Source organism: Phenylobacterium sp., assembly GCF_036402295.1.
Lineage (GTDB): Bacteria > Pseudomonadota > Alphaproteobacteria > Caulobacterales > Caulobacteraceae > Phenylobacterium.
This window is the reverse complement of sequence record NZ_DASWTE010000174.1, coordinates 1-14,084: the sequence shown is the minus strand read 5'-3', so window position 1 is coordinate 14,084 and position 14,084 is coordinate 1. Positions and strand designations below refer to the sequence as shown.

General features: G+C 69.7%; 13 protein-coding genes and 2 pseudogenes. 5 read left to right on the top strand and 10 right to left on the bottom strand.

All coding sequences use genetic code 11. The features are described 5' to 3' along the window. From VGD44_RS11090 to VGD44_RS11075, 4 genes and pseudogenes are all read right to left on the bottom strand, one after another. A pseudogene (locus tag VGD44_RS11090) lies at nt 1-261 on the bottom strand (hypothetical protein); the annotation flags it as partial. Nucleotides 262-644: 383 nt separating this feature from the next. Beyond that, nucleotides 645-3,911, bottom strand: coding sequence for an efflux RND transporter permease subunit (locus VGD44_RS11085; RefSeq protein WP_331086884.1), 3,267 nt, complete (start codon nt 3,909-3,911; stop codon nt 645-647). Next, nucleotides 3,908-4,957: an efflux RND transporter periplasmic adaptor subunit gene (locus VGD44_RS11080; RefSeq protein WP_331086882.1), complete on the bottom strand. Its 1,050-nt coding sequence runs from the start codon at nt 4,955-4,957 to the stop codon at nt 3,908-3,910. Before VGD44_RS11080 ends, VGD44_RS11085 begins: the two co-directional genes overlap by 4 nt. A gap of 19 nt (nt 4,958-4,976) precedes the next feature. Further along, nucleotides 4,977-5,336 carry a rhodanese-like domain-containing protein gene (locus VGD44_RS11075; RefSeq protein ID WP_331086880.1) on the bottom strand — a complete coding sequence of 120 codons (360 nt, stop codon included), beginning with the start codon at nt 5,334-5,336 and terminating at the stop codon, nt 4,977-4,979. 118 nt (nt 5,337-5,454) lie between these two features. Here VGD44_RS11075 and VGD44_RS11070 point away from each other — a divergent pair, with 118 nt between their 5' ends. The 5 genes from VGD44_RS11070 to VGD44_RS11050 all read left to right on the top strand — a co-directional run bounded on the left by VGD44_RS11070 (nt 5,455) and on the right by VGD44_RS11050 (nt 9,792). Beyond that, nucleotides 5,455-6,735: an NAD(P)/FAD-dependent oxidoreductase gene (locus VGD44_RS11070; protein WP_331086878.1), complete on the top strand. Its 1,281-nt coding sequence runs from the start codon at nt 5,455-5,457 to the stop codon at nt 6,733-6,735. A gap of 15 nt (nt 6,736-6,750) precedes the next feature. Further along, nucleotides 6,751-6,954, top strand: coding sequence for a DUF2892 domain-containing protein (locus VGD44_RS11065; RefSeq protein WP_331086876.1), 204 nt, complete (start codon nt 6,751-6,753; stop codon nt 6,952-6,954). A gap of 167 nt (nt 6,955-7,121) precedes the next feature. After that, the gene (locus VGD44_RS11060) at nt 7,122-7,430 is read left to right on the top strand and encodes a FeoA family protein (protein WP_414694639.1); all 309 of its coding nucleotides are present in this window, start codon (nt 7,122-7,124) and stop codon (nt 7,428-7,430) included. Further along, nucleotides 7,427-9,364: a ferrous iron transporter B gene (gene feoB / locus VGD44_RS11055; protein ID WP_331086872.1), complete on the top strand. Its 1,938-nt coding sequence runs from the start codon at nt 7,427-7,429 to the stop codon at nt 9,362-9,364. Before VGD44_RS11060 ends, feoB begins: the two co-directional genes overlap by 4 nt. A gap of 104 nt (nt 9,365-9,468) precedes the next feature. Beyond that, on the top strand, nt 9,469-9,792 hold the full coding sequence (locus VGD44_RS11050) for a hypothetical protein (RefSeq protein ID WP_331086870.1): 324 nt from the start codon (nt 9,469-9,471) through the stop codon (nt 9,790-9,792). Between the two features lie 139 nt (nt 9,793-9,931). On the opposite strand, the gene VGD44_RS11045 is transcribed toward VGD44_RS11050, so the two are convergent. The 6 genes and pseudogenes from VGD44_RS11045 to VGD44_RS11020 form a co-directional block, all read right to left on the bottom strand. Continuing rightward, on the bottom strand, nt 9,932-10,312 hold the full coding sequence (locus VGD44_RS11045) for a response regulator (RefSeq protein WP_331086868.1): 381 nt from the start codon (nt 10,310-10,312) through the stop codon (nt 9,932-9,934). Continuing rightward, nucleotides 10,309-11,523: a PAS domain S-box protein gene (locus VGD44_RS11040; protein WP_331086865.1), complete on the bottom strand. Its 1,215-nt coding sequence runs from the start codon at nt 11,521-11,523 to the stop codon at nt 10,309-10,311. Before VGD44_RS11040 ends, VGD44_RS11045 begins: the two co-directional genes overlap by 4 nt. Before the next feature lie 68 nt (nt 11,524-11,591). Beyond that, nucleotides 11,592-12,083 carry a MarR family winged helix-turn-helix transcriptional regulator gene (locus tag VGD44_RS11035; RefSeq protein WP_331086863.1) on the bottom strand — a complete coding sequence of 164 codons (492 nt, stop codon included), beginning with the start codon at nt 12,081-12,083 and terminating at the stop codon, nt 11,592-11,594. A 181-nt stretch (nt 12,084-12,264) separates the two neighbouring features. Further along, nucleotides 12,265-13,269, bottom strand: a complete 1,005-nt coding sequence (locus VGD44_RS11030; RefSeq protein WP_331086861.1) for a fumarylacetoacetate hydrolase family protein — start codon at nt 13,267-13,269, stop codon at nt 12,265-12,267. Then, the gene (locus tag VGD44_RS11025) at nt 13,266-13,541 is read right to left on the bottom strand and encodes a hypothetical protein (protein WP_331086859.1); all 276 of its coding nucleotides are present in this window, start codon (nt 13,539-13,541) and stop codon (nt 13,266-13,268) included. The genes VGD44_RS11030 and VGD44_RS11025 overlap by 4 nt, the downstream gene beginning before the upstream one ends. Beyond that, nucleotides 13,538-14,084: pseudogene (locus VGD44_RS11020) on the bottom strand (homogentisate 1,2-dioxygenase); the annotation flags it as partial. The pseudogene VGD44_RS11020 and the gene VGD44_RS11025, both read right to left, overlap by 4 nt.

Genomic DNA, 14,084 nt, shown 5'->3' with positions numbered 1-14,084 from the left:
TCGCGGCCGGAGGAACAACGGCTCGCCGGCCGCAGCTCGCTCATCCTCGGTCGGGAGCGGAAGGCCGCGTCGGCGTAGCCGATCATCGGCGTACCGCTCCATGTACCACTCGCGGGCGAAATCCATCGCGAGGGCGAGGCTCTTCTGGCGCGTCGTCTGGCGGTGATTTCGTCCGCCAAGGAACACGGCGCACTGCCAGAAGCCGCTGTTTTCGCGGCGGTACACATGGACTTTCCCGTCCATGAGGGTGTGGCTTTCCATCGCCCTGCCTCACTTCCCGGATCACGGGGCTTATGTGTAAGGCATGTGTAAACTCGGCGCACTACGTTAAGACACTGAAATGACTACGTAAGTTTACGACCTTTCGGCCCGAAATGCGCTTTTGAATCCGGCGCGTCTACCAATTCCACCACAGGGGCCGCTGGCGTTGGTTACACCGGCTCACCGCGCTCGCGCAATCTGCGCAGGACCGCACCGCGCGCTCGCGCGACGGATTGTGGGAGGGGTTCAGCGCCGCCTGGGACAACGACGTCAAGGCGGGGCTCTTCTGGATGCAAGCAGCGCTGCGTCTCCCGCTGAAGCCCGGCAGCCGAGTTCTGGTAGCGTCGAGCGGCGCGGCCCTGGGAGGCCTCGCCTCGGCGGCTTCAAGATGCCCTGGCCAGCGGGACCTGCTCCGGCTCGGGCCCGACAGCTGCGGGATGACTGAGCCGTGTCGAAGGTCGGCCGTCGTCTCGCAACACCACATAGATCGCCGGGATCACCAGCACCGTCAGCAGCGTGGAGGAAGCCAAGCCAAACAGCAGCGAGATCGCCAACCCCTGGAAGATCGGATCGAACAGGATCACCACCGCCCCGATCATGGCGGCCAGCGCGGTGAGCAGTATCGGCTTGAAGCGGATCGCGCCGGCCTCCAGCAACACGTCGCGCAGCGGCCGGCCCTCGCCCTGGCTGTGGCGGATGAAGTCCACCAGCAGGATGGAGTTGCGCACGATGATGCCGGCGAGCGCGATGAAGCCGATCATGGAGGTGGCGGTGAACGGCGCCCGGAACAGCATATGTCCGATGACGATGCCCACCAGGGTCAGCGGGATCGGCGTCAGGATCACCAGCGGCAGGCGGAAGCTCCTGAACTGCGCCACCACCAGGACGTAGATGCCGAGGATCGCCACCCCGAACGCCGCGCCCATGTCGCGGAAGGTGACCCAGGTGATCTCCCATTCGCCGTCCCACAGGAGCGTCGGCCCGCCTTCGTCGGCCGGCTGGCCGTTGAGGCGGATCGCAGGCTCGGGCAGGTCCTTCCAGTCGTGCTGGGCGATGGCCTGGTTCACCGCCAACATCCCGTAGATCGGCGCCTCGTACTGGCCGGCCAGCTCGGCGGTGACCATCTCGGCGTCACGGCCGTCGCGGCGGTACATCGGCCAGGAGCCGGTCTCGCGCGTGGCCTCCACCACCTCGCCCAGCTCCACGAGGCGGGGGCCCTGGGCGGTCTGCGCGACCGCCACCGGCGTGGAGGCCAGCCGCTCGCTCCAGGTGCGATCGGACTGCGGAAGGCGCACGGCGATCTCGAGCGGGGGGCGGCCGCCGCCGCGGTGCGAATAGCCCACCGTGGACCCGCCCAGCACGGCGCCGATGGAGTCGAAGACCTGGCCCTCGGAAAGCCCGAAGAACTCCACCTGCTCGCGGTTCGGCGTGAGCCGCAGGCGCGGGCGTGGCTCTCCCCAGCTGTCGTCCACGTCGACGATATAGGGCACGCCCTTGAAGATCCGCTTCACCTCCGTGGCGACGGCGCGGCGGGTCTCAGCGTCCGGGCCGTAGATTTCGGCCAGCAGGGTCGCCATCACCGGCGGGCCCGGCGGCGCCTCGACCACCTTGACCGACGCGCCCTCGGGCAGCGGCAGCTTGGCGAGCCGCTCGCGCAGGTCCAGCGCCACGGCGTGGCTGGCGCGGTTGCGGTCCGATTTGTGCGTGAGCGCCACGGCCAGGTCGCCCTGCTCGGGACGGCTGCGCAGGAAGTAGTGGCGGACGAGCCCGTTGAAGTTGAAGGGCGCGGCGGTCCCGGCATAGGTCTCCATGGACACCACCTCAGGCACGCCCCGGGCGATCCGCGCGGCGGCGTCCAGGGTGCGCTCCGTCGCCTCCAGACTGGTCCCCTCGGGCATGTCCACCACCACCTGCAACTCCGACTTGTTGTCGAACGGCAGCAGCTTCACCGTCACGGCCTTGAAGTAGAACATCGACATGGCCGCCAGCGTCGCGACGCCGACGACGGCCAGGAACACGCCGGCGCTGCGGCGAGTGGCGATCACGCGACCGGCGAGCCTGCGATAGGCGCCGCCCAGCCGGCCTTCTCCGTGGGCATGCCCCTCCCCGTCCGCCAGGGCGCGGCGGGCGAAGCGGATCATCAGCCAGGGCGCGATCACCATGGCCACGAAGAAGGAGAAGACCATGGCCGCCGAGGCGTTCACCGGGATCGGCGCCATGTAAGGCCCCATCAGCCCCGAGACGAACAGCATCGGCAGCAGGGCCGCGACCACCGTCAGGGTGGCGACGATGGTGGGGTTGCCGACCTCGGCCACCGCCTCGATGGCGGCCTGGCTCCGCGGCCGCCCGTCCCCCATCGCCCAGTGACGGGCGATGTTCTCGATCACCACGATGGCGTCGTCGACCAGGATGCCGATCGAGAAGATCAGCGCGAACAGGCTGACCCGGTTGATGGTGTAGCCCATCAGGTTTGAGGCGAAGAGCGTCAGGAGGATCGTCGTGGGGATGACGAAAGCGGTGACCGCCGCCTCGCGCCAGCCGATGGCGAAGCCGATCAGGACCACGATGGAGGCCGTCGCCAGCCCCAGGTGGAAGAGGAGCTCGTTCGCCTTCTCGTCGGCAGTCTCGCCGTAGTCGCGGGTGACGGCGACCTCCAGGCTGTCCGGGATCAGCGCGCCCTTCAGGCCCTCCACCCGGTCCAGGATGTGGTCGGCCACGACGACGGCGTTGGCGCCCTCGCGCTTGGCGATGGCCAGGCTCACGGCGGGAGTGCGGCTCCAGCCGCCTTCGGCCTTCGTGTGGCGCCAGACGCGGGCCTGATCCTCGCGCGGCGCCTGGACCACCGAGGCGACATCCCGCAGGTAGACGGGCTCGCCATTCACGGACCTCACCGTCAGCAGGCCCACGTCGCGGGCCGAGGCCAGGGTGCGCCCGGCGGACACGTCCACGGCCTGGCCGCCTTCGCGGATGGCGCCCGAGGGGAAGCTGCGGTTCGCCTGGCGGACGGTCTCCAAGAGGGCGCTGAGGGGCACGCCGCGCAGGGCGAGCAGCTCGGGGTCGGGCTCGACGCGGATCTCGTCGGGCCGGCCGCCGACGATGAAGGTCAAACCCACGTCCGCGACCTTGGCCACCTCGGTGCGCAGCTTGCCGGCGAGGTCGTAGAGGGCCTGGTCGCTCCAGCGCGACGCGTAGCCGGGCTTCGGCGACAGGGTGAGCACCACCGCCGGCACATCGTTGATCCCGCGGGTGACGATGGACGGCTCGGGGATGCCTACCGGGATCTTGTCGTAGTTGGCGCGCACCTTCTCGTGTATGCGCACGGCCGCGTCGTCGGGGTCCTGGCCGACATCGAAGCGGGCGGTGACCAGGACGCGGTCGTCCTCCACCTGGGTGTAGACGTGGTCGACGGCGTCGACGCTCCGCACGATCGTTTCCAGCGGCTTGGCCACCAGCTCGGCGGCGTCCTCGGCGCGGAGCCCCGGGGCCTGCACCATGATATCGACCATGGGCACGCTGATCTGCGGCTCCTCCTCGCGCGGGATCGACATCAGGGCCAGGAGCCCCACGGCGATGGCCGCGAGCAGGAAGAGCGGCGTCAAGGGCGAGGCGATGGTCGCGCGCGTGAGCAGACCGGAGAGGCCGAGGTTCATCGCGTCCCGCCCTGGGCCAGGGTGCGCGGCGGGGCGACGATGACATCGCCGCGGCCGAGGCCGGAGAGCACCTCGACCTCGTCAGCGACGGGCCCAGGGGCGACCTGGACCGCGATGTCGGCCGCCCCGCCGTCGCGGCCCGCCACGCGCACGAAGTCGACGCCGTAGCGCGTGGCCACGAAGCGGCGGGGGATCACGAGCGCCTGGCGCTCGCCCACCTTCACGCGGACCCGCACGCGCTGACCGACGAGGCCGGAATCGAGGCCCGCCACGCGGATGTCGGCGACGACGCGGCCGGCGGTGACCGCCGGGTAGACTTGTTCGATCACACCTGCCGCCCCGACGCCGGGCAGGTCTTCCACCATGATGGGCACGGAATCGCCGACCCGAAGTGCGCGGGCCTGGGCCTCGGGGATCTCGAGCCGCAGCAGCGGTTCGCCCGCGGTGATGGTGGCGACGGACTGGCCGGGGCTGACCACCGAGCCCGCCGGCGCGTCGGCGCGCAGCACGCGGCCGGACGCCGGCGCCAGCACGTCGCCCTGCCCCACCAGTTCGGCGGCGGCGCTGCGTTGAGCGCGCACCGCGTCCAGTTGCCCCTGGGCGGCGCGAGCGGCGGCCGCGGCCTGTTCGAGACGGGCCTCGGCGTAGACGCCCTGGTCGTAGAGTGTCTGGATGCGCGCGAAATCGGCCTTGGCGCGGGTCGCTTCCGCCACTGCAGCCGCGACCTGGCCTTCATAGGCCCGCGTCTCGAACGCCAGCCGCTGGTCCGTGACGACCGCCACCACCTGCCCTTTGCGGACCTGGTCGCCCTCCTTGACCGCGAGCCGGACGAGCGTGCCGCCGATGCGGGCGCGGGCCTCGGCCATGTCCTTGGTGGTGACCAGGGCCGCCACGGGCTTCAGGTCGGCGACCGTGCGCTCGGCGAGGACCAGGCGTTCGCCGGCCGCATCAGCCGCTGCAGCTTCGACGCGTTGGGGCGACTTTCCGCAGGCGCCGAGCGCCAGGACCACGGCGGCTGTGAGGCTGAGGGCGTGCGGGCGGCGCATCGGCGGGCCTCCTTAAAGCTCAGCGAAGGTCGAGGACCGCTCCGGTGTCGGCGTCGAGCCGCACCGTCGGCAGGCCGGCTTGGCGCCAGGCCGCGATCCCGCCGCCGAGGTGATCGTGGAGCGCGAAGCTCGCGGCCTGGCAGCGCTCCAGGGCCATGGCCGAGCGCTTGCCGGAGCCGCACTGCAGCACCACCCGCTCGCGCCCGCCGCTGGGCAAGGCCTTGGGATCGAAGGTGGAGAGCGGGAAGTTGAGCGCGCCGTGGATCCGTTCGGCTGCGAACTCCGCAGGCTCTCGGACGTCGATCAGCACGATCTCGTCGCGCTCGAGCATCGCCTGCACCTCGGCCGGCGTCAGGTCGCGGATCAAGGGACCGGGCATGGGCATCTCGCTGTCACGGGTCGAGGCGGCTCACCTCCCGCCCCGGATAGGCTCAACGGGCGCCATCGGCCTTGACCTCGCTCAATGTCAGGCCCGCTCGGAGTGGCAGCATGGCCCAATGAGCAAGCCAGCCATCGCCATCCTGGGAGCCGGTCTTGGCGGGACCATCGCAGCCTTCGAGATCAAGGCGGCGGTCGGCTCGAAAGCGGATGTGACGGTCGTCAACCAGGGCGACACGTTCCACTTCGTGCCGTCGAACCCCTGGGTCGCGGTGGGATGGCGCGAGCGGCGCGACATCGAGATCGAGCTGCCGCCGGTGATGAAGAAGAAGGGGATCGGCTTCAGGGGCGTGGGCGCCAGGCGCGTGCATCCGGCCGAGAACCGCATCGAACTGAACGACGGAACCAGCCTCGCCTACGACTACCTGGTGATCGGCACGGGCCCCGAGCTGGCGTTCGACGAGATTCCGGGGCTCGGCCCGCACGGCGGCTTCACCCGGTCGATCTGCCATGTGGACCACGCCGAGGAGACGGCGGTCGACTTCGAGGCGTTCCTCCGGAACCCCGGGCCCATCGTGGTCGGCGCCGTGCAAGGCGCCTCCTGCTTCGGCCCGGCCTACGAGTTCGCGATGATCCTCGACACGGAGCTGCGCCGCCGCAAGCTGCGCGACAAGGTCCCGATGACCTTCGTCACCGCCGAGCCCTACATCGGCCACCTGGGCCTGGACGGCGTCGGCGACACCAAGGGTCTGCTCGAGAGCGAACTGCGCAACCGCCACATCAAGTGGATCACCAACGCCCGGGTCGTGAAGGCCGAAGCCGGCGTGCTGGGCGTGGAGGAGGTGGCCGACGACGGCGCGGTGAAGGCCCACCACGAGCTGCCGTTCGCCTTTTCCATGATGCTGCCCGCCTTCCGGGGCGTGGCGGCGGTCCGAGGGATCGAGGGCCTGACCAACCCGCGCGGCTTCGTCATCGTCGACAAGGCCCAACGCAACCCCGCCTTTCCCAACGTCTTCGGCCTTGGGGTCGCGGTGGCGATCCCGCCCATGGGCAAGACCCCCGTGCCGGTCGGCGTGCCCAAGACCGGCTTCATGATCGAGAGCATGGTCCGCGCCATCGCCGAGAACCTCGCCGCCCTGATCGAGGGCCGGCCGGCCACGGCCGAGGCCACTTGGAACGCCATCTGCCTGGCCGACTTCGGCGACGGGGGCGTGGCCTTCATGGCCCAGCCCCAGATACCGCCGCGCAACGTCAACTGGTCGGCCGAAGGGCGCTGGGTCCACCTCGCGAAGGTGGGCTTCGAGAAGTACTTCCTGGCCAAGGTGAAGCACGGCGAAGGCGAGCCCTTCTACGAGAAGCTGGCGCTGGACCTCATCGGCGCCCGCAAGCTGAAGGCCTAAGCAAGGAGCGAAGTCATGACCATCGAGCGCGCCGTCCTGCTCTTCGCGGGTATCGTGATCCTCACGGGGCTGGTCCTCGCGTACTTCGTCAGCCCCTGGTGGGCCCTCCTCAGCGCCTTCGCAGGCGCAAACCTGATGCAGTCGGCATTCACCGGCTTCTGCCCAGCGGCGATCGTCTTCAAGAAGCTCGGGCTGAAGTCCGGGCCCGCCTTTCGGTGACACCCTGGTGCGCGAGCGCAAGAGGGGCCACCTCCTTTGACTCACCCCCGCTCGTTCAACGCGCGGACTCTGCGTCAACGCGAGCCTTGCGCCCGGACGGCCGAGGTCGTACCTGATAATAGTTCGCAATCTCGGCGAACGCAGGACTCCCCGTTCGTATGCACAAGATGCTGGCCCAGTCGGACGACGCCGCCCTCCTCGAGGCGCAAGGGCTGACGCGGCTGAGCCGGGTCCAGCCGGGCGACCGCGGGGTCATCGCTGAGGTGCGCGCCGATCACGTGAACGGCCATGGCGTGGACGTGCACGAGCTGGAGCGGCGGCTGCTGGAGTTCGGCTTCGTGGAGGGCGCGGCCTTCGAGATCCTGCATCAGGGCCTCTTCGGCGCCGATCCCATCGCGGTGAAGGTGGACGACATGCGGGTGGCTCTGCGCCGCCGCGACGCCGCCGACGTCTGGGTGCGGCTGGAATCGAAATGAGCGAGGCCGCCCAAACCGCCCCCGTCGGGGCCGGTTCGATTCTTGAAGGGGATTCCGGATCGCTCGCGATCCGGAGGCGGCCGGCGCGGGTGGCGCTGGTCGGCAACCCCAACACGGGCAAGACCGCCCTGTTCAACGCGCTCACCGGCGGCCGCCAGAAGGTGGCGAACTACGCCGGCGTGACGGTCGAGCGGAAGGAGGGCTTCGTCACCACCGCCTCGGGCCGCAGCCTGTCGGTGCTGGACCTGCCCGGCACCTATTCCCTCCGCGCGCGCAGCCCCGACGAGGTGGTCACCCGCGACGCGGTGCTGGGTCAGCTCGCCGGCGAGGAGGCGCCCGACGTGGTGCTGGCGGTGGCCGACGCCACCAACCTGCGTCTGGTGCTGCGCCTGATCCTGGAGCTGAAGGCCGTGGGACGGCCGATGGTGCTGGCGCTGAACATGTACGACATCGCCCAGCGCCAGGGCCTGCGCATCGACCTGGAGGGGCTGGAGCGCGAGCTGGGCTGCCCGATCGTCACGACGGTGGCCACCCGCAAGCGCGGCATCGAGGAGCTGACCGCCAAGGTCGACGCCCTGATCGCCTCGGGCGCGCTCGCCACCGACAACGTCTGGCGCGAGCCGTCGGCGACCGAGATCCGCGGCGCGCATCGCGAGGCGCAGCGGATCCTGAAGACCTACGTCCGCCCGCCCGAACATCCCGACACCCTGACCGGCCGCGTCGACGCGGTGCTGCTGCACCCGGCGGCGGGCCTGGCGATCCTGCTGGGGCTGCTGTTCCTGATGTTCCAGGCGGTGTTCACCTGGGCCGGCCCGCCGCAAGACCTGATCGAGGCCGGCGTCGCCTGGCTGGGCGTGCAGGTGGGGACGCTGCTGCCCGACGGCCTCTTGGAGAGCCTGATCGTCGACGGCCTGTTCGCGGGCGTGGGCAGCGTGCTGGTCTTCCTGCCGCAGATCCTGGTGCTGTTCCTCTTCATCATCCTGCTCGAGGACTTCGGCTACATGGCGCGGGCCGCGTTCCTCATGGACAAGATCATGGGTGGCGCGGGCCTGCACGGGCGGGCCTTCATCCCGCTGCTCTCGTCCTTCGCCTGCGCGATCCCCGGGATCATGGCCGCCCGTGTGATCGACCAGAAGCGCGATCGGATGACGACCATCCTCGTCGCCCCGCTGATGACCTGCTCGGCGCGGATCCCGGTCTACACGCTGATCATCGGCGCCTTTATCCCGGACCGCGTCGTGGGCCCCGGCCTCAATCTGCAGGGCCTGGTGATGTTCGGGCTCTATGCCTCAGGCATCCTCTCGGCGCTCGCCGTCTCGTTCGTGATCCGCAAGGTGTTCTGGCGCGGCGCCGTCGAGCCGTTCCTGATGGAGCTGCCGACCTACAAGCTGCCGTCGTTCGAGAACGTGGCGCGCAACCTGCTGCTGCGGGCGCAGATCTTCATCTCCCGCGCCGGCCGCATCATCCTGCCCTTGATGGTGCTCGTGTGGGTGCTGTCGACCTTCCCCGGCCCGCCGGTGGGCGCGACCGGACCCGCCATCGACTACAGCTTCGCCGGCATGATCGGGCATGCGATCCAGCCGCTCTTCGCGCCCATCGGCTTCAACTGGCAGATGGTGGTGGCGCTGATCCCCGGTTTCGCCGCGCGCGAGGTGGCGGTGGCGGCGCTGGGCACCGTCTATGCGGTGGGCGATGCCGAGGCCAACGTCGGCGCCCTCGGCGCGCGCCTGGCCGAGCAGTGGAGCCTGGCCACCGGCCTGTCGTTCCTGGCCTGGTACATCTTCGCCCCGCAGTGCGTCGCCACCCTGGGCGTCGTGAAGCGGGAGACGAATTCCTGGGGCTGGATGGGCGTGATGTTCGCCTACATGGTCGCCCTGGCCTACCTGACCTCGTTCCTGGTCTACCGCGGCGCGGTGGCGCTCGGTTGGGGGTGACTTGGGCCCGGGGATGAAAAAATCACCCCCGAGTTGCGTTAATCTCGCTTTTCCCGTGCGCTTTAACCCGCCGATAAACCAACAGCGGCAATGGTATGCCTACCATGCAGAACCCGCTGGAAATCGCCCACGAGCCCGCCGCCCCGGCCAGGAAGACCGTCAAGGTCAAGCCGACCCTGTGCAAGCGCGTGCGTGAGGCCCTCCTGTCGCTCGGCGGCGAAGCGCACCGAACGATAGTGATTGAGCAGGTGGCCCGCACCCTGGGCCACGACGTCCGACAGATCCCCGAGGAGCTGCAGCTCCAGGTCATCGTCTCGTTCGAGCAGACCTGGCGCGACGAGCACAAGCGGGCCGCCTACGGCTTCCACCTGCCGTTCGGCGAAGGCTCGCACCGCTGGGGCGTGCGCCGGGACGGGCTCGCCGCCTAAGGCCTTGCGCTCGGCGCGTCAGCGCAGACGGAGTTGACCGCGGAAGGACGCGGAATGTCAGCTGTCCCGTCCGCGCATTTGCGCGTCTTCAGCGGTTAGACCGACAGCGCCCTGCGGCGCATTCAGCGACGCACGCTTTCTAGCTCGCCAGCGCCGCGTCGATCGCCTGCTTCAGCTGGTGGTCCGAGATCGGCTTGAAGAGCACGCCGGCCGGGTGGTCGAGCTGGATCCGCGCCATGGTGGCGGGTTCGCGCGACCCGGTGACGAAGATCACCTTCGAGCCGACCGTCTCGTGGATCGCGATCGCCGCGTCGACGCCGTCCTTCTCGCCCTCCAGCCGCACGTCCATCAGCACCAGGGCGGGCCGCTTCGCCTGCGCCAGCGCCACGGCGTCGTCGGCGTTGGCCGCGGTTCCGCAGACCGTCAGGCCCAGGTCCTCGAGTTGCAGCGTCAGGCCTTCGGCGATGATGAATTCGTCATCGACCACCGCCACGACGCAGTGAGACCGCGATACGGTCATGCCCGCACCGGCGCCGGCAGACGCACCATGCAGCGGGTCCCTTCATCGGCCGTCACCGTCATCGTCCCCTTCAGCTGATGCACCAGGCCTTCCACGATGTTGGCCCCCAGCGAACCCTCATGTCGTCCGGCGGCGTCAAAGCCCGCACCGTCGTCGGCCACCGTCAGGGTGAGCCAGCCCGGCCCGTCCGCCTCCAGCGCCACCGCGATCGATCCCCGCCCCTCGGGGAACGCGTGCTTGACCGCATTCGTGACGAGCTCGGTAACCAGCAGGCCCAGGGGGATCGCGAAATCCAGGTCCACCTTCAGCGTCGTCGCGCGCACCTCGAGCGCCACGCCGCCGCCGAATCCTTCCAGCAGATGCGCCGATAGCTCCCGGAGGAACGGCGCGATCTCGAAGGTCTCGAGGTCGTTCGAGCCCATCAACTGGTGGTGCACGAGGCCCAGAGCGTAGACCCGCGCCCGCAACGTCTCCAGCGCCGCCCGCGCCTGCGGCTCCGGCAGGCGGCGGGCCTGCATCAGCAGCAGGCCGTCGACGATCTGCAGATTGTTCTTCACCCGGTGATAGACCTCGCGCAGCAGGAGGTCGCGCTGCGCGAGCGCGGAGGTCCGCTGCTCGACCACGGCCTCCAGCTCGTCCTTGGCGCGCGCCAGTTCGAGTTCGGCCCGCTTGCGGTCGTCGATATCCTCCACGATGGCCACCGCGAGCAGCGGCTTGCCGGCGCCGGGCTCACGCACCATCGAGGCCGAGAACCGGGTCCAGACAGGCGTGCCGTCGCGACGGATGCAGCGCTTCTCCCGCGAATAGGTCTCGACCTTGCCCTGGATCAACCGCTGGTAGGGCTCGCCGGTCTTGTCCTCGGGCCAGGTGAAGTCCGATCCCCGCCGGCCCACCAGCTCCTCGGGCGCATAGCCCAGCATGGCGGCGTAGCAGCGGTTGGCGCGGATGATGAGGCCGGTGATTGGGTCCAGGTGCACCTGCCCCACGGCGTCGGATTCGAAGGCGGCGCGGAAGTGGGCCTCGCTTCGAGCCTGGGCCTCCTGGGCGGCGGTCTTCTGCTCGAGCGCCTGCTGCAGTTCGGCGTTCAGGCGCTCCAGCTCGCCAATACGCTCGCCGACCTTGCGTTCCAGCTCATCGCTGAGCTCGGAAAGCTGTTCGCCTGACATGGGACCGACCACCTCCACGTCCAGCAACCAATCCGGGATTGGCATGGGCCGCCTCGCTACGCGCCACAGCATCCACGCACTGCAATAGTTGCCGCCCCCTTACGAATCTCACCTTAGGGTCGAGTTGGCTCGCCCGACAACTGTCCTGCGGCCGCTTGCAGGCGGCCGAGCAGCCGTTTGAGCAAGGTCACGTCTTCGGGAGCTAGGCCCGCGATCAGCGCCGCCTCGTAGGCCAAGGCCAGCGGGGCGATCTCGGCGTGCAGGCTGCGGCCTTCGGGCGTCAGGGCCAGGACGTGGCTGCGCCCGTCGGTCTTGTTTTCGGCCCGGGTCACCAGCCGGCGCTTCACCAGCCCCTGGGCGGCCCGGCTCACCGTCACCTTGTCCATCACCGTGCGGGCCACGACCTGCACCTGGGTCAGACCCCCGTCCTCGGCCAGCACGCAGATCACCCGCCACTGCGGAACGGTCAGGCCGAAGCGGTCCTCGTAGGCCCGCGCGATCAGGCCCGACACCGCGTTCGACGCCACCGACAGCCGATAGGGCAGGTAGCTGTCGAGCTTGAGGTCCGCCGCTTCCTGCCCGCGGTCCCTGGTCGGCGCTGTCATTGTGTGACTCCCTCCCTTCCTCCTCGACGGAGGAAGGGCTGCGGATGGAGGTGTGCGCAGGGCGACGACGCGACGGGCGCTCTTGGGCGCCGGCGCCTACTCGCGCCATCTGCGTGAGCTCTGCGGCCACACCTCCACCCAACCCTCGTCCATCGAGGAGGAGGACGGCGACCCTCCCGTCTCATGCCTTCGCCACCTGCTGCTCGATGGCGCCGAAGATGGAGTGGCGCTTCGCATCCACCATCTGGATGCGCACCGTATCGCCGGGCTTCATGAAGGGGGTCACGGGCTTGCCTGTCAGCAGGGTCTCGACGGTCCGCACCTCGGCCAGGCAGGAGTAGCCCAGGCCGCCCTGGTCGATCGGCTTGCCCGGCCCGCCGTCGGCGTCGCGGTTCGAGACCGTGCCCGAGCCGATGATCGTGCCAGCCGCCAGCGCGCGGGTCTTGGCCGCGTGCGCGATCAGGGTCCCGAAGTCGAAGGTCATGTCGACGCCGGCGTCCGCCTCGCCCAGCGGCTTGCCGTTGAGCTCCACCTCCAGCTTCCCGTGCAGCTTGCCGGCCTTGAAGTTGGGCAGGGCGTCGGGGGTCACGGCCACGGGCGAGAAGGCCGAGGCGGGTTTGGACTGGAAGAACCCGAAGCTCTTGGCGATCTCGCCGGGGATCAGGTTGCGCAGGGAGACGTCGTTGCAGAGCATCACGAGCCGGATGTGCTTCAGCGCCTCTTCGCGGGTCACGCCCATGGGCACGTCGCCGGTGACCACGGCGATCTCGCCCTCCATGTCGCAGCCCCACGCCTCGTCCTTCAGCGGGATCGGGTCGCGGGGGCCCAGGAAGCCGTCCGAGCCGCCCTGGTACATCAGGGGGTCGGTCCAGAAGCTCTCGGGCATGTCGGCTGCGCGCGCCTGGCGGACCAGGGCCACGTGGTTCACATAGGCCGAGCCGTCGGCCCACTGGTAGGCGCGCGGCAGCGGGCTCGCAGCGTCGTGCTCGTGGAAGCGGGCCTTCGGCACAGAGCCGTGCTCCAGGCTCTCGGCCAGGCCCCGCAGTTCGGGCTCGCAGCGCGCCCAGTCGTCCAGCGCCGCCTGCAGGGTCAACGCGATGCGGTCGGCCGGCGAGTACCAGGCCAGGTCGTTGGAGACCACCACGAGGCGGCCATCACGCCCACCCCTCAACGACGCCAGCTTCATCCGTCACTCCCGTTCTTCGCAATCACGCGCGTCAGCCGCACGCCGTCCTCGTAGCTTCGCGGCTCGTACACGGTGACCTCCACCCGGATGTCGCCGCCCGCCTCGTGCTCCCACATGTACGCCCGCTCGAAGCAGACCTCGCGGCCTTCGGGCGTGAAGCCATCGAAGGTGTCGCCCCAGGGCGTCGCCGCCGACAGCTGCGGCCAGCCGAGCGTCATGGCGCGGTCCAGCTCCTCGACCGCCGCCGCCGTCAGGTCGTCCTGCAGGCTCACCCGCCCTTCCAGCTGTCGACGTAGGCCGGGTTCTCCACCGAGGCCGCCGCGTCGCCTACGTCCAGCGGGTCGCGCGTGTCGATCATCACCGCGTACTCGTCGGTGGCGGGCTTGGGTTGGCTGAGCATGTTCTTCAGCGCCTTCGGGTGCGGCCCGTGGGTGAAGCCCGACGGGTGGAAGGTCATCATGCCCGCTTCGATGTGGTCGCGGCTGAAGAAATCGCCTGCGTGGTAGAACAGCACCTCGTCGTAGTCGTCGTTGTTGTGGAAGAACGGGATCTTCAGCGCCCCGGGGTCGGTCTCGAACGGCCGCGGCGCGAAGGTGCAGACCACGAACCGGTCGCTCACGAAGGTCGAGTGCACGGATGGCGGCAGGTGGTAGCGGTGGCTCACCACCGGGCGGATATCCTTCACGTTCAGCCGCACGGGCGCGAGGTCGCCGTGCCAGCCCACCGCGTCCAGCGGGTTGTAGGGGAAGGTCACCGTCGAGACCTGGCCGCGCTTCTTCACCTCGACCCGGTAGTCGCCCGGCTGGTCCTGGTGG

Excerpts from the sequence above, each read along its gene's own strand:
- VGD44_RS11085 (WP_331086884.1), bottom strand. The coding sequence starts at position 3,911 with ATGAACCTCGGCCTCTCCGGTCTGCTCACGCGCGCGACCATCGCCTCG.
- VGD44_RS11080 (WP_331086882.1), bottom strand. The coding sequence starts at position 4,957 with ATGCGCCGCCCGCACGCCCTCAGCCTCACAGCCGCCGTGGTCCTGGCG.
- VGD44_RS11075 (WP_331086880.1), bottom strand. The coding sequence starts at position 5,336 with ATGCCCGGTCCCTTGATCCGCGACCTGACGCCGGCCGAGGTGCAGGCG.
- VGD44_RS11070 (WP_331086878.1), top strand. The coding sequence starts at position 5,455 with ATGAGCAAGCCAGCCATCGCCATCCTGGGAGCCGGTCTTGGCGGGACC.
- VGD44_RS11065 (WP_331086876.1), top strand. The coding sequence starts at position 6,751 with ATGACCATCGAGCGCGCCGTCCTGCTCTTCGCGGGTATCGTGATCCTC.
- VGD44_RS11060 (WP_414694639.1), top strand. The coding sequence starts at position 7,122 with ATGCTGGCCCAGTCGGACGACGCCGCCCTCCTCGAGGCGCAAGGGCTG.
- feoB (WP_331086872.1), top strand. The coding sequence starts at position 7,427 with ATGAGCGAGGCCGCCCAAACCGCCCCCGTCGGGGCCGGTTCGATTCTT.
- VGD44_RS11050 (WP_331086870.1), top strand. The coding sequence starts at position 9,469 with ATGCAGAACCCGCTGGAAATCGCCCACGAGCCCGCCGCCCCGGCCAGG.
- VGD44_RS11045 (WP_331086868.1), bottom strand. The coding sequence starts at position 10,312 with ATGACCGTATCGCGGTCTCACTGCGTCGTGGCGGTGGTCGATGACGAA.
- VGD44_RS11040 (WP_331086865.1), bottom strand. The coding sequence starts at position 11,523 with ATGCCAATCCCGGATTGGTTGCTGGACGTGGAGGTGGTCGGTCCCATG.
- VGD44_RS11035 (WP_331086863.1), bottom strand. The coding sequence starts at position 12,083 with ATGACAGCGCCGACCAGGGACCGCGGGCAGGAAGCGGCGGACCTCAAG.
- VGD44_RS11030 (WP_331086861.1), bottom strand. The coding sequence starts at position 13,269 with ATGAAGCTGGCGTCGTTGAGGGGTGGGCGTGATGGCCGCCTCGTGGTG.